Annotated in this window: 13 protein-coding genes; 3 read left to right on the plus strand and 10 right to left on the minus strand. The window is 56.5% G+C overall.

The features are described 5' to 3' along the window. Positions 1–102 precede the first annotated feature (102 nt). Positions 103–909: an ATP-binding protein gene (locus tag Mal65_RS09705; protein ID WP_145296603.1), complete on the plus strand. Its 807-nt coding sequence runs from the start codon at positions 103–105 to the stop codon at positions 907–909. Here the strand turns inward: Mal65_RS09705 and Mal65_RS09710 are convergent. Next, entirely contained in the window at positions 860–1,531 is a 672-nt protein-coding gene (locus Mal65_RS09710; RefSeq protein ID WP_165701178.1) for a response regulator transcription factor, read from the minus strand. The genes Mal65_RS09705 and Mal65_RS09710 overlap by 50 nt on opposite strands. A 638-nt stretch (positions 1,532–2,169) precedes the next feature. On the opposite strand from Mal65_RS09710, the gene Mal65_RS09715 reads away from it, so the two are divergent. Beyond that, entirely contained in the window at positions 2,170–2,625 is a 456-nt protein-coding gene (locus tag Mal65_RS09715; RefSeq protein WP_196784724.1) for a VOC family protein, read from the plus strand. A gap of 141 nt (positions 2,626–2,766) precedes the next feature. Here Mal65_RS09715 and Mal65_RS09720 read toward each other — a convergent pair whose 3' ends face one another. Further along, on the minus strand, positions 2,767–3,753 hold the full coding sequence (locus tag Mal65_RS09720; protein WP_145296612.1) for an alpha/beta fold hydrolase: 987 nt from the start codon (positions 3,751–3,753) through the stop codon (positions 2,767–2,769). A 75-nt stretch (positions 3,754–3,828) separates the two neighbouring features. Beyond that, on the minus strand, positions 3,829–4,242 hold the full coding sequence (locus tag Mal65_RS09725; protein ID WP_390621845.1) for a nuclear transport factor 2 family protein: 414 nt from the start codon (positions 4,240–4,242) through the stop codon (positions 3,829–3,831). Positions 4,243–4,643: 401 nt separating this feature from the next. On the opposite strand from Mal65_RS09725, the gene Mal65_RS09730 reads away from it, so the two are divergent. Continuing rightward, on the plus strand, positions 4,644–6,266 hold the full coding sequence (locus Mal65_RS09730; RefSeq protein WP_145296618.1) for a sigma-54-dependent Fis family transcriptional regulator: 1,623 nt from the start codon (positions 4,644–4,646) through the stop codon (positions 6,264–6,266). A gap of 28 nt (positions 6,267–6,294) precedes the next feature. Here Mal65_RS09730 and Mal65_RS09735 read toward each other — a convergent pair whose 3' ends face one another. The 7 genes from Mal65_RS09735 to Mal65_RS09765 all read right to left on the minus strand — a co-directional run bounded on the left by Mal65_RS09735 (position 6,295) and on the right by Mal65_RS09765 (position 13,930). Further along, positions 6,295–6,891: a hypothetical protein gene (locus tag Mal65_RS09735; protein ID WP_145296621.1), complete on the minus strand. Its 597-nt coding sequence runs from the start codon at positions 6,889–6,891 to the stop codon at positions 6,295–6,297. Then, positions 6,888–7,304, minus strand: coding sequence for a globin family protein (locus tag Mal65_RS09740; RefSeq protein WP_145296624.1), 417 nt, complete (start codon positions 7,302–7,304; stop codon positions 6,888–6,890). The genes Mal65_RS09735 and Mal65_RS09740 overlap by 4 nt, the downstream gene beginning before the upstream one ends. Positions 7,305–7,369: 65 nt before the next feature. Continuing rightward, the gene (locus tag Mal65_RS09745; RefSeq protein ID WP_196784726.1) at positions 7,370–7,999 is read right to left on the minus strand and encodes a Tll0287-like domain-containing protein; all 630 of its coding nucleotides are present in this window, start codon (positions 7,997–7,999) and stop codon (positions 7,370–7,372) included. A gap of 24 nt (positions 8,000–8,023) precedes the next feature. Next, positions 8,024–9,451, minus strand: a complete 1,428-nt coding sequence (locus tag Mal65_RS09750) for an ammonia-forming cytochrome c nitrite reductase subunit c552 (protein ID WP_145296627.1) — start codon at positions 9,449–9,451, stop codon at positions 8,024–8,026. Between the two features lie 4 nt (positions 9,452–9,455). Beyond that, entirely contained in the window at positions 9,456–11,501 is a 2,046-nt protein-coding gene (locus Mal65_RS09755; RefSeq protein WP_145296630.1) for an FAD-dependent oxidoreductase, read from the minus strand. A 410-nt stretch (positions 11,502–11,911) separates the two neighbouring features. Then, positions 11,912–13,267 carry a dihydrolipoyl dehydrogenase family protein gene (locus Mal65_RS09760; protein WP_145296633.1) on the minus strand — a complete coding sequence of 452 codons (1,356 nt, stop codon included), beginning with the start codon at positions 13,265–13,267 and terminating at the stop codon, positions 11,912–11,914. 192 nt (positions 13,268–13,459) lie between these two features. Then, on the minus strand, positions 13,460–13,930 hold the full coding sequence (locus tag Mal65_RS09765; protein ID WP_145296636.1) for a PA2169 family four-helix-bundle protein: 471 nt from the start codon (positions 13,928–13,930) through the stop codon (positions 13,460–13,462). Positions 13,931–13,989: the final 59 nt, after the last annotated feature.

Genomic DNA, 13,989 nt, shown 5'->3' on the forward strand with positions numbered 1-13,989 from the left:
ACGCTGGGTCTTTGGCTTGCCGGCAAAGCATCGTTCAGTGGATGGGGTAAACTGCAGCGGACGTCGCCGGCCCGAATCGCACACCTTCACTGACGCAAATCCATGAATCCAGGTCCCGGTATGGACGGCTCCGATAAAAAGAGCTCCGGTACGCCACCTCAAGATGGCGTGACGATCGACCCGAAAGATCTGCGTCGGATGCTGCATGATTTGCGGGGGCCGGTCCGGCACGTTCGCGGGTTCCACAGCATTGCCGCCGAAGCATGGCAACGAATTGCCGACGATGACCTGCGGCAAAAGCATGCCGAAGACGTGACCGACATCGAAGACAGTCTGAACGTGATCCAGCGGGCCGGCCGTTCGATGGACGAATTGCTGGATGCGATCCGTTCGTGGTGCATGGCCATCATGCCGCCTGATCCGGGGACGATGGTTGGCGAAAAACCGCTGACCGAAATCTTACGTCAATCTTGGGACGATGTTTGTCGTCAGCACAGCATCGGCGATGCCAAGCTGGACATTCACGCCGGTGCCGATCCGGACGTGGATTTCGATTCGTTCGAAAAGATGTTGCACCAAGTGCTGGACAACGCGTTCCGTTACCGCGACGACAAACGGACGCTGGAAGTCACCGTTGAAGTCAAGCCGACCTCCGATGGATGGACGTGCCTGATCCGAGACAACGGCGTGGGGTTTCCGCCGCAGTTGGCCCCGCGTTTGTTGCGGCCCTTTGAACGTGGTTCAGCAGCGAACCCGATGCGTCCCGGGATGGGACTGGCCATCGCCGACGCTTTGGCGAAGCGTCAAAATTGTGGCCTGGTGTTGTGCGGCGAAATCGACGGTGGTGCCGCCGTGGAAATCACACACCCGATGCTTCGCCCGCACTCGGACGGCCCCGATCCGGGTTGACCGTCAGCAACAGCTTGAACAGCTCGACTTCGTTTTGAACATCCAGCTTTTCAAACAGTTTGCCCCGGTGCTTGGACGCGGTCTGAACAGAAATGCCCAGACTCTGGCCGATCTCCTTCAGCGTCTTTCCGGCCGCCAGCAATTCCATCACCTCACGTTCGCGAGGGGAAATGCGGTCCAAGTTGATCAGGGATTGTTCACGGATCCGGCTGACGTGTTCCGTGTCTTCGCTGTGGCGCAGCGCTTTTTGGATCACTTGCACCAGTTCGTGCGGGTTGAAACTTTTCTCGATGAAATCGAAAACCCCGCTCTTGAACGCTTCCCGACAGGTCGCCGCATCCGCGTGAGCGGTGACGACGATGATCGGAATCGAACTGCCGCGGCTGGCCAATTCGCGGTGCAATTCCAGCCCGCTCATTTGTGGCATCATCAGGTCGACAACGATGCAACCTTTGGCCCCAAGGTCGGCGAGCTGTAAAAATTCAGTGGGCGAAGCAAACGTGCGTACCTTCAAGCCGATGGATTCGCACAGTTTCCGCAACAGCAACAAGTCGTCGGGATAATCGTCGATCAGATAGACCACCGACTCGGCGGTACGCCCGTTCGATGTCGTCGCTGGCATTGTGTCCGTCATACGTACAACGCTCGAATGTCAGAAGAGGATTCAAAGAGGAGGCTCAGTTTAACGTGTTTTTTACATGCCGCGTGCTTTAAGTCGGACATAAGGGCTCAGATTTTCGAATTACGCCCCATGTCCAACCGCTGAACACCGGGCATCCCAAAAAGTCTGACGCGCCACTGAGGCTCCACTTCCTTTCACGTTCGGTTCAGTTTACCCGTTTCATGCGATCAATCGGAGACGAGTCGCCCTGATTTTTGATTTCACTGTGTGCTGCAACGACAAGTCGGAAGTCATCTCTGCGTTTTGAAACCCGTGGGTTTCGTTTGTCTTCCGCTGAATGACCAGATTGTTGCCCCCCCGATTGTGCCGTGACCGAAATCGAAGTCCTGGCCGAAAAAACTTTCGACAAGATTCTTTTTGCGTCCTCGCCACTTTGGCGCGGTGCCCGGGCGATGCCGATCTGGCCGGCGAAGCGTTGCAGGATGCATTTGTCGCCGCCCGCGTCCGATGGCGGACGACACTCACATCAAGATTCCACGTCTCTTTAAAATCGAAGGCTTTGCCGCCGACGATCCCATCGGTGACATCTCACAGAGCGAAGGCAGGCTTCGTCAGGCTCTTCACTGGAAAGAATGAACGTGACCCCCGAAGTATCCACCTACCTGTTCTTTGACGGCAATTGCGAAGAAGCACTGCGGTTCTACCAGTCCAGGCTGGACGCAGAGATCGTGTTCGTCATGCGGTTCAAAGATAACCCGGAACCCGATCCCGACTGTCCGATTCCCGAAGGTTTCGACGACAAGATCATGCATGCGACGATTCGCATCGGAAACACCATTGTGATGGCATCCGATGGTGCAAGCATGGCTGAAGATGCTTCGGTCGGGATGAACGGGTTTCGCCTGGTCTATACCGCCGAAGACCCGGAGCGAATCCGCCACGTCTTTGACCACCTGGCCGACGGCGGTAACCCGGAAATGCCTCCGGTGAAAACGTTCTGGTCGCGATCCTATGGCATGGTCACCGACAGATTCGGCGTGGCGTGGATGGTGATGTGTGTCGATCCGGAACAAAATCGCACCCAAGTCGATTAGCTGAATCGGGCGGATGGCAGTTGTCATGATCTGATGCGACCGTAAACGTCTCTGCAGCGATCACGCTGACGCGATGGGTACCGCGTTGATCAGATCCAAGTTCCGGCCGCATTCCTTTGCGGCCGTTCGGGCAACGCTTGGTTACTGAACCGCCGAGACATGACGAGTCAGGAAATCACGCATCAGCCGTGCGATCTTTTCGCCGCGATCTTCCAACGCAAAATGGCCGGTGTCCAGCAGATGCAGCTCGGCGTTGGGTAAATCACGCTGATACGGTGTGGCTCCCGAGGCGGGGAAGATTTCATCGTTCTTTCCCCACGCAATCAACGTCGGAGGCTGATGTTGTCGCAGATAGGCCTGCCAAGCCGGGTAACGTTTCGGGTTGCTGCCATAGTCATAGAACAGTTGCAACTGAATCGCTTGGTTTCCGGGACGGTCCAGCAAAGGTTGATCAACCCGCCAGTTATCGGGACTGATTTTTGACACATCGCGGACGCCGTGGGTGTACTGCCACCGTGTGCCGTCCAACTTCAAGAACGCTTTCAACGGTTCTGCCGTCGTTTCGTTGCGATCTTGCCAGTAGGCCCGAAGCGGATCCCAAAATGGGCTTAGGCCTTCTTCGTACGCATTGCCGTTTTGAATCACTAGTGACTGAACTCGCTCGGGATGACGCACTGCCAATCGGAAGCCGACCGGGGCGCCGTAGTCCATCAAGTACAAGCTGTATCGTTTGATTTCACGTTGATCCAGCCATTGACCGATCACATCCGCCAAGCGATCGAACGTGTAATCAAACTGGTCGACCGTGGGCATGGAACTGTTTCCAAAGCCGGGATAGTCCGGCGCGATCACGTGGAAGCGATCGGACAGTCGAGGGATCAAGTTGCGAAACATGTGTGACGACGTCGGAAAACCGTGCAACAACACGATCGTCGGTGCGTCGGCCGGGCCCGATTCGCGATAAAAGATCTCCAATCCGTCGACCTGATCCGTGCGATGGTGCACCGTCGTCGTGTCCGATGAATCAGCCGCCCGAACAATCGGACGGGGCTCAGACGCGTTGACGGCGGGTGAAGCAAGAAGTGAAAGGGACAATAAAGCCAAAGCTCCGGTGTAACGGTATGTCATTTTATGGTCTTTGAGTTGAAAGTGGTTCTGTGTTGATTCATTGGTTCTCGTGTTGCGGCGAAGAGCGCGTGTGTTCTAGTTCGTCGCGGCGTCAACCAAGCGTCGTTCGCTCGGCTCAATCGCAACGTCATTGGCACTCATGTCACGACGTTGCATCAGACCGTCATCGCCAAATTCCCAGTGTTCGTTGCCATGGGTGCGAAACCATTGCCCGGTGGCATCGTGCCATTCGTATTCAAAGCGGACAGAGATCCGGTTGTCGGTGAAGCTCCATAGTTCCTTCTCCAGTCGATAATCCAGCTCGCGTTGCCACTTATCTGTCAGGAACTCCGTGATCGCTTCGCGTCCGACAAAGAACTGATCGCGATTTCGCCACTGGGAATCGACGCTGTAAGCGCGAGCGACGCGGTGCGGGTCACGGCTGTTCCAAGCGTCTTCGGCCGCCTGGACTTTGGCCAAAGCGGACGCCCGATCGAACGGCGGCCGGATGTCCGTCGGAAGGACGGTCGGCGTTGCACAGCTGTCGGTGGTGCAAGCGTCGGTGGTGCAAGCGTCGGTGGTGCAAGCGTCGGTGGTGCAAGCGTCGGTGGTGCAAGCGGTTTCGTGATTCATGGCGTCGTTTCGTCTTTCGGATTAACGGTTCGTGTTGAAATCGGACCCACCGGTACCTTGCCGTTGCCGCGGATGGCTTTCCATCAGCGGACGCAAGATCTCGGCGATCTGGTTGCGGGGTCGCTTAGGCACAAACCATGCCGAAACTTCAAGGTTGTTCGTAAGTGGTTTGATGGAAACGCTTTAGGGAAATTGTTGTGCCTGTCGAAGTGGTCGTGAAAAATCACGAAACATGAAAAGTCAGGTGTGATTCGTGAAAAACCATTATTCTGTTGCAGATGAATTCGCCACCTGAACTAAATTGTGATGACGCCGAATCGTTCCAAGCGTTGCTGCTGGAGATGGCCCGGCAACGAAGTGTCGATTCGCTGCTGCGATTGATCGTCCGACGGCTGTGCCAAACGTCCAGCATCGCCCTGGCACGTCTGTGGTTGATCCAGCCTGGGGACATCTGCCAGCGGTGCGTTTTTGCCGACGAATGCCCCGACCGGTCGCAGTGTTTGCATTTGGTCGCCAGCGACGGCGAATCGCAATCGAACGGATCGCGTTGGGATCGTCTGGACGGGAGGTTTCAGCGATTTCCGATCGGCGTTCGCAAAGTCGGGCACATCGCGGCAACCGGCGACGTCGTGGAAGTGACCGACATCAGCGAAGGGTCCCCCTGGATCGTGCGACCGGAATGGGCCACCGCCGAAGGAATCCGTGGGTTTGTCGGGCAACCGTTGGTGCACCAATCGGAGGTCCTGGGCGTGCTGGGGGTCTTTCTGCGTTCACCGGTCTGGCCAGCGGGGCGTTCTTGGCTGCGAATCATCGCCGACCATGCAGCGGTTACCATCGCAAACACCCGAGCACTGCAGCGGATCGAACACTTGACCCAGCAGTTGGAATTGGAAAACGAATATCTAAAAGACGAAATCAGTTCGTCGTTACAGTTCGGTGAAATCGTGGGGCAAAGTGCGGCGCTGCAAAAGGTCTTGCAGCAAGTCGCATTGGTGGCCCCGACCGACAGCAATGTCCTGATTCTTGGCGAATCAGGCGTTGGAAAAGAATTGATTGCTCGTGCGATTCATCAACAAAGCCCGCGGCACGATCGCCCGCTGATCAAGGTCAATTGCGCATCGATTCCGCGTGACCTTTTTGAAAGCGAGTTCTTTGGCCACACTCAAGGTGCATTCACCGGTGCAGTGCGGGATCGCGTGGGACGTTTTGAATTGGCCGATGGTGGGACGCTGTTCTTGGACGAAATCGGCGAAGTCCCGTTGGAGATGCAAAGCAAGCTTCTGCGAGTGCTGCAAGAAGGCACCTACGAACGCATTGGTGAAGAACAGACGCGTCAGGCCGATGTTCGAATTGTTGCGGCAACGAATCGCGACTTGCAAGAAGAGGCGGCCGAAAAGAACTTTCGCGAAGACCTGTATTATCGGCTCAGCGTATTCCCAATCGAAGTCGTGCCGTTGCGGCAGCGGGTCGAAGACATTCCCCTGCTGGCATCGCATTTTCTGCAAACACGTGCCCGCCAGATCGGCGTCGATCAGCCGACGTTGAAACAGCGGCACGTGCGTCAACTGATGGCGTATCGGTGGCCGGGCAACATCCGTGAATTGCAAAACGTGATTGAACGGGCGGTGATCCGTTCGCAGACCGGACCGCTGCAGTTTGACCTGCCCCAGACGGCGCACGAGGCCGCGGCGACGGTTTCGTCACCGACGCCGGCGCGGACTGATGCTCTGATGACCGAGGAAGAAATACGTCGGATCGAACGTCAGAACATGATCGACGTGTTGGAAGCTCATCGCTGGAAGATCTCCGGCGACCAGGGGGCCGCCCAGTTTTTGGGGCTGCATCCCGCGACGTTGTCATCACGGATGCGATCGATGGGGATTCGTCGCCGGACGAAGTGATGTCGATCGCACCTCGTTGTCGTGATCGCTATCGATGACGTGCGTGACAGGAATTGCAATTGACGGCGCGCCGGAACCGGGGCACCGCTTCATCGCCCTGTTGCAATACCGCGTCGGCTGCGTCGGCCAATTCGCCGGCACGCGTTTGGAAATCCAATGGGTCACCTTTGGGTGGAACTTGTGATGCCAAATGCCGATACATCCGCACGACCAACTGCCCCAGATCCGGATCGATCGGCGGTTTCAGCCATTCTCGGTAGGCTTTTGATTCGTGGACCGCCTGCATCACGTCGCCGACCGAAAGCGACGCGATCTGTTCATCGGTTAGCGGCGACAGACCATAGGTCGCCAATCCCGATTCAATGTCTGCCGGATTCGTCATGTCGTGGTCCGCAAGGTCCGACGGACTGGCAATCGCCCGTTCGGCCTTGGTTTGCGCAATGGCCGCCGGCGATTCGCCTGAGTCAGGAACGGGTGGCAGCGACGGTTCGCTGCACCCGAGCAAAAACACGACTTGGGCGGCGAAACAGCATGTGCACCGGAGTCGTCGGCGTGGTGGCGTGATCCAACCGCAGCGCTGCGGAGCATTGATCCGTTGCACATGAATCGAGCGGAAAGCGTTCATGCCGCCTGCTCGTGTGCCGCATCCAGCATGACGGTACTCAGCGTCACGTAGGTTTCGGTCCAAGCCTCTTTGACATCGGCGGTGAAGGCTTCGCCCAGGCCCTGTTCAAGCGTCCAAAGTAGGGCTTGGCCGACCGTTTGGTAACTTTCATCGGGCACACCGTATTGAACGTGGCGTCTTCCCAAGTCTTTCAAAGCGGGAAGCAAGGATTCGAGTTTTGTCAGTGATGCGACGGCTAGGCTGAGCGTTGCCATTAGCTTTTTGCCTTGCTCTTTCATGTCGCCTTTAAACAACGGTTTCAAGCTAGGGTCCAAGTCAAACAGTTTTCCGTAGAACAGTTCGGCGGCCTGTTCGGAGATTGGTTTGACTTGTTCCCAAGACGACTGGACAAGTTCGATTTGATTGGGTGTCATGGCTTCGATCCGTGTGGTGGGTTAACAGTAGCTGCGTTGAAAATCAGTATCCGAGGAGATTGAAACTAGGGCAGCGGAATTCGAACCAAAACTCCACCCATGACATCGTCCTTTTCGAATTCTGGATAATCGTCACCGCGGTTGGGGTGGTCGTTGTGACAAGTCCAACAGGCTTCTGCCACGGCGCGATCCGGGTACACGGCGACGAAGTAATTGGTGTCACCCAGGACTTCTTCGCCATAGAAGTTGTCGCCCGGGTTTTCGACGATGTACTGCAACGCTTTCTTTTCCAAGTCGGTCTTGGCTTGATGTTGTTCGTTCAGAGGCCATGACGATCGCAACGCATAGGTGAATCCGGCTTCTTTATTCTCGTCGACCAATTCGGCACCCATGCGGAACATTTGGGCGGGCAAAGGAATGGCATCGTCGGAATCTTGCCAGTACTCATCGGCGGTGACGACGGACTCTTGTTTCTTCAGGTTGGTCACGACGTGGGTTGCATACACGGTGCGGTCGGCCATCATCACCGCATGCACGCCATCGGCGAATTGTTGCGGCGTGATGGTTGGACCGCTGGAACTGCTGCTGGCTTCGCTGGAACCGCAACCGGTCATTGATAGGGTGCCAACAATGACCGCCGATAGGCCGGCGACGGCAAAGAAGATTCGCTGGATCGTCATGCTTTGAAAACTCATTCAGAAAAGGTGAAAAACAGAAAACTAACGTGAACCCGATCGCTTGCGACTTTGTTGCCGCTTCCGACGTTGTTCGAACCATTCGTGCGCCATTTCGACACTGGTTACGGTCTGTTCGGGAGGCCGATCGAAACAGGTTTGAGCCAGTTCCGGATCGGCCACCGCGTTCAATGAAAACTCCAAGCCATGACATCGTTGACAGACATCACGGACCATCGTTTCAACCGGTCGAAGGACGCTGTTTTGGTTGTGATTGACGAACGTGTCGTCGCCGGTCGCCACACGCGGCATATGGCATGTGGCGCATGTAACGCCGCGTCCGGCATCGATATCGCCGCTGCGTTCCTGACGCCATAGTTCGGCGTGGGAAGAATCCAGGTACGCCAGCGAATGATCATCGTTGTGACATCCCAAGCATGCGTCGACCGCCGCGTATTGGACGTCGTCGACGTGTGCGGCATGACAACTGTTGCAGTTCAATTGTCGATGGGCTGCATCGGAACGCATCGGCAGTCGCGCCATTGCCACTTGCATTTCGGGCAAGCCGACGGCCAGACGCATCCCGTGTTTGCCTCGCAGAAACGTTTCGGATTGTCGTGCGTGACAATGGCGGCATGTGTCCAGCGCGACGTGATCGTTCCAAGCGGTGCCGAATCCCGCCGTTGTTGTGGTGCCATGATTCGCGAGGGAATCTTCCGCTTCGGGCTGATGGCATTGCGTGCAGTTCACGCCTGCGGCGAAGTGGGCGCTGGATGACCATTGCCGAACGATTTGCGGATCCGCATCGCTGATGTCCGGTACAACCTGCGTTTGCGTTTCTTGTGTTTGGTCGTCACCGTTTTGCTGAGAGGTCAACAAGATCAGCGTGGCATCATCCAAGATGTCTGCTTCGCCGTGGTGTTCGTCCAAGTACTTTTCGTACAACGCACGGTTGTCGTGATAGTTGTGGCACCCCGTGGTGGCGCAACTGTCGTAACGCATGCCTTCGTGGCTCACGCGGCTTTCGGCAACGTCTTGATGACAATGCCAACAATAGTCGCGGGGAATGGTCAGCCCCATCGCCAGCGTTCTTTCGGCGACGTGTTCACGGTGACACGAAAGACAGCTTTGGGCATCCAGGGTCTTCAGCAAGTCGGCGTGCACCGGATCGTTGAATTTCGATGCCGGGTGGGTGTCGTTGGCGGTGTCCAAGTCGGTTTCGTGGCATCGCAAACAGGCATCTTGCATCACATTGGACGCGTTTGATTCGTCATTGCCGCCATTGGTTTGGTGGCACTGGTTGCAAGCCAATTCAATTTGATAGTGGCCGTGGGTTGTTTCGCCTGGCAGAAATATGCGTCGGGCGACCGTGGTGCTGGGGGCGACCAGGGCGTACGTGGCAACACCGGCGATGGCCATATTCATGACCATCCAGACGGCGAATTTCGGTGATGCAGGGACAGGCAGCTTCATGTCGTCAGTCGCGAAACCAATAAAATGAAACGACATGAATGGCGATCAAAATCGGCAACGGCCAGGCCAAGAAAAAGTGCAGTTTGGAAAACCAGCCTCGCCATCTTTTCCATCGCAACGCGCTCGGTCCCCTTTGCCGGCTTTCCATTGCGGTGACCAATCCTGCCAAAGCGCCGACCATTGCGACCGATAAGAACGTGACCCCAAGGACCGCATTGAAGTTTGTGCCCAATCGAAGCCCCGTGTGCGCGATCAGCCCGACCACGGTGAGCGTTCCGATGGCCGAATGAACCCAGCGCCACAGGCGGTAATCGCCAAATTGAAACTTTGGGATTCGTTTGCGTAGCGAAAACGCTTGGCCGATCACCAACGCGCCCAGCAAACAGAACCCCGTGATTTGTCTTGCCAGATCGTCTCGCCACCACCAGTCAATCAGGCGGCGATCCGATTGGACGCTTTCGGCGAAAGCGATGACCGGGCCGAAACACCAGATCGCCAGCATGGCAAACGCCAACGCGGAAACCCACATCAGCGGACGCCCGCCCTGATCCGCGGACGATTCGGCGGGGGCACCTGTCAGTTCCGACACCAAGTTTGCGCAGCTTCCACAAGCCGTCGACGCGCCGCAGGCTTCCGCGATTCGCTTTGGTTGATCGCATCCCTGCTTGATCAGTTCACCGACGGTTCCTTTGGTCACGTTCAAACAGTTGCATATCACACTGTCATCGGGCCAATGATGTACAGACAAAGCGGCATCATCCAGCCATGGTGAACCACTCTTCACAAACCTGGTTCGTTGCGTCGGCCACATCCGTTGGTGATTCGATGTCGCCAAACGGACTTGTGGCAACTGATCCCATTGCCCCACACAGGACGCACCGACGATGCGTCCCTGTTCTAACAAGATCGCCCGGAATCCTGAATCGTCGGAGTGGTTCAGCACGACGCCGCCGCGTGATTCACCGATTTGTCGTCCAAACGTCGCGACTTGGACACCCAGAAGTTTCAATTCCGCGGACTCATCGGCACCCTCGAAGCTTGCGTCTTCACCGACCAAGTGTTGTGCCAGCACATCGGCCATGCGGTAACACGGTGCGACCAGTCCGAAAACGTGATCACGAAAGCGAACGCATTCGCCGATCGCATGAATTTTCGGGTCGCTCGTACAAAGATGTCGGTCGACGACAATGCCACCGCGAACGCTCGTTTCCAGTTCGGCGTCTTTGGCCAATTGGTCATTCGGACGGACCCCCGCGGCGATGATCACCAAATCCGCGACCATCGGATCACGGTTGCTGAAGGCTATCCGCAGACGCTGATCGTCCGTCGTTGTGATCGAATCGGTGCGGCAAGTGACGTGCACATCGACGCCGATCGATTCCACGTGTTGGCGTAGGCGCTTGGCGGCTTTGGAATCCAACTGCCTTGGCATCAACCCCGGGGCACGTTCCACCACTGATGCCGACAGCCCCAGGTCGATCATGACTTTCGCCGCTTCCAATCCTAGTAGGCCACCACCAATGACCAGTCCGGTGGAAGCTCCGGTTTCGTCAACATGTCGACGAATGGACTGCAAATCCTGCAGAGTGCGATAAACGAAAACGCCGGCCAGGTCCGCGCCGGGAATCGGAGGAACGAACGCCGAAGATCCTGTCGCCAGCACCAATCGATCGTACGGGTGCCGCACGCCGTTTGAATCAACGACCTCGCACTTTGTTTGATCGATACAGCTGATCCGGCGTCCGGTGTGCAGTTCAATTCGATGGTTGGCGTACCACTGACGGTCGGCCAACAGTAAATCGTCTTCGCTGCGACCGCCAAAGTACGACGACAAATGAACGCGATCGTATGCCGGCGTCGGTTCGTCACCGATCAGCGTGATTTGATAGAAGTGATTTGCATTGCGTTTGACCAGACGGTCGCATAACCCCCAACCGGCCATGCCGCCACCGACAATGACCAAGCGTTCGTGAGCGTTCGATGCCGGATCCCCGGTCGGCACGGTCCGCAGCGATGCGGGATCGGTCGGCGAATCGGGAAATGTTTGCATGCAGCGGCCGAGACCAAGAAGCGAATCGCGAATGAAACTTCGCAACGGATTCCCGGATCACCCATCATCCAAGCCGACCCATCTGCGGAAACCGAATTGCAGGAGGACGGATCTGTTCGTTGTGGGCGGACCGAAAGCCGCAGCGTTGCCTCGCACGCATTCGCAACCGCAGCGCCACAACGTCGTCGGAGGTCGATGAAAAATGACAACGGAGTTGGAACCGACGTCGTGGCCTTGGTAACGGCATTCGCTTGCCCGCAAAGGCCCGGGCGAAAACGAATCGTTCCTAATGTCGATGCTGTGGGGAACGGCCGTACGCTTCCGTAATGCCCGAAAACAAGGCAGGGTGACGCGTGAAACCTTATCTGGGCAATGATGCGATGTTTGATCGCATTGAGCGTCCGGTGGTGCTAGATCATTTGCCGAATGTCGTGGCTGAAACTCGGGAAGACGAACAAGGTGGATTTAACTTCCGCTGCCGTCAAATTGTGTTTCATGGCCATCGCGAACAGGTTGATCGTTTCTTCGGCACCGGGGCCCAAAAGATGGGCACCAAGGATTGCATCGGAGTCGCGGTCAATCAGAACCTTGTAACCGGCCACCGTCTTGCCGGTTTTTCGTACGCTGCTCCAGTCGCTCATGTCACCGGTTCGCACGTCCAGATCGGCTGACGTTTGGCGGGCCTGTTCTTCCGACAATCCGACCGAAGCGATTGCGGGGGTGGTAAAGCATGCATGCGGAACCATCCCGTAATCGGGGCTTCGTACCGGACGATCCGCGAAAAGATTCTTTGCTACGATCCTGGCGTCTTCATTGGCCACCGGTGTTAAACGTGGTTGGGCCGTACGGGCGCAATCACCCACCGCATAAACTCTTTCGTTGGATTGGCTCCGCAGATGCGCATCGACCGACACGCCATCTTGATCGTGTTGGATCCCAGCGACGTCCAACTGCATTCGATCGATGTTGGGAACGCGGCCGGCGCCATGGACCACACAGTCAGCCGCCACCGTCTGGCCGTCACGCAGTTTGATACGACGTGATTCGTCACCCAGAACGTCGATGCCTTCGATGGTTTGGTTCAACAGAAACTGGATGCCCAGTTGATGAGAAAGCGCCGTCAACGTTTTCACCAGATCAGGATCAAAGCCCGACAGAACGCTTGAGTTCTTTTCGATGATGGTCACCCGTGAACCGGCCCGCGCCGCTACGTGGGCGAATTCCATCGAGATGTAGCCGCCACCGACGAATGCGATGTGTCGTGGCAACTGTGAAAGGTCCAGAAAAACATCACTGGAAATCAAGCACTCGCTGTTTGGAAAACTCAGCGTTCGCGGACGACCACCGGTTGCGATGACGATTCGATCAGCTTCATAAAGTTCACCCGCAATGGACAGCGTGCTGACGCCAATGAATTTGGCCGTCCCGTGCAGTGTGGTGATGCCGGAATCCCGAAACGACGCTTCGGATCCCTCGGCCACAGGACGAGTGAAGGTTTCCTTAAACGCGTGCAGTTTTTCCCAATCGATTCGAGTGGATACATCGGCCACCAATTGACCGTTGGATCGTCGGACGCGGTCCAGCAATTGCCCGGCATTCACATAGACTTTTTTTGGATTGCACCCGCGCAGGGCACAAGTGCCCCCGAAGGTGCGCTCGTCAACAATCGCAACCCGTTTGCCAGTTTCGGCGATTTTGCTGGCGACGGTTCCACCGGCGGGACCAGTCCCAATGACGATCAAATCAAAATGGGTGGGCGAAGACATTCGAACACTTGGGCAAAATGGAAATCGATCTAACGCAGGTGGGATCTGTATCCCGTGGATCGGGGCTGACCGTGATGCGGTACCGGGCCAAGTCGGGCAAAGAGGCGAATCGATCAACGGCAAAGAAAAAGGGGCGGCTGTCAATCAGCCGCCCCGATGGCGAAGGTAGTCACGGACGTGACCCTTGGGGTGTTACGCCTTTTTGAAAGAATCTCGCAGGTCGCGGATCTGATCGTGACCGGATTTGACGACGGCGTATTGCGCGTTCAAAACGTCGCTCATCGCGCTGCCGGCAGTTTCCTTCAACACGTCTTCATAGGCGTGCTTGATATGATCTTCGCCGCGTTCGGCCTCGATCAAAATCACGTGCGGGTCACCGCCGTTCAGCTTACCGCGAATGTCGATCCATGTACGGTGCATTGACGCTGCGACGGAACCGTCGGTCTCGGGTGCTTTGCCGTTCCAGCTGACAAAGTTCTGCAGTTCGGTCGCGAACTTGGAACGCTGGTGTGCGATCTGGCGAAACAGATCTGCCAATGCGGGATGTTCGATCTCTTCAGCTGATTCACGAAAGCCGTCGTAGGCATCGATGTTGGCCTGAATCAGTTGTTGCAGTTTCTTGACAGTCGTTTCGTTCAATTGGTCTTTGGTTTCCAAAGTCATGATGACTCCTTTTGGTTTTGTTCAACGATGCACACAGTCGTGCCGGCGACTCGGTGGCG

The organism is Crateriforma conspicua (genome assembly GCF_007752935.1).
Taxonomy (GTDB): domain Bacteria; phylum Planctomycetota; class Planctomycetia; order Pirellulales; family Pirellulaceae; genus Crateriforma; species Crateriforma conspicua.

Coding starts and splice junctions, on each gene's coding strand:
- Mal65_RS09705 (WP_145296603.1), top strand. CDS start 103: ATGAATCCAGGTCCCGGTATGGACGGCTCCGATAAAAAGAGCTCCGGT.
- Mal65_RS09710 (WP_165701178.1), bottom strand. CDS start 1,531: ATGCCAGCGACGACATCGAACGGGCGTACCGCCGAGTCGGTGGTCTAT.
- Mal65_RS09720 (WP_145296612.1), bottom strand. CDS start 3,753: ATGACATACCGTTACACCGGAGCTTTGGCTTTATTGTCCCTTTCACTT.
- Mal65_RS09730 (WP_145296618.1), top strand. CDS start 4,644: ATGAATTCGCCACCTGAACTAAATTGTGATGACGCCGAATCGTTCCAA.
- Mal65_RS09735 (WP_145296621.1), bottom strand. CDS start 6,891: ATGAACGCTTTCCGCTCGATTCATGTGCAACGGATCAATGCTCCGCAG.
- Mal65_RS09740 (WP_145296624.1), bottom strand. CDS start 7,304: ATGACACCCAATCAAATCGAACTTGTCCAGTCGTCTTGGGAACAAGTC.
- Mal65_RS09745 (WP_196784726.1), bottom strand. CDS start 7,999: ATGAGTTTTCAAAGCATGACGATCCAGCGAATCTTCTTTGCCGTCGCC.
- Mal65_RS09750 (WP_145296627.1), bottom strand. CDS start 9,451: ATGAAGCTGCCTGTCCCTGCATCACCGAAATTCGCCGTCTGGATGGTC.
- Mal65_RS09755 (WP_145296630.1), bottom strand. CDS start 11,501: ATGCAAACATTTCCCGATTCGCCGACCGATCCCGCATCGCTGCGGACC.
- Mal65_RS09760 (WP_145296633.1), bottom strand. CDS start 13,267: ATGTCTTCGCCCACCCATTTTGATTTGATCGTCATTGGGACTGGTCCC.
- Mal65_RS09765 (WP_145296636.1), bottom strand. CDS start 13,930: ATGACTTTGGAAACCAAAGACCAATTGAACGAAACGACTGTCAAGAAA.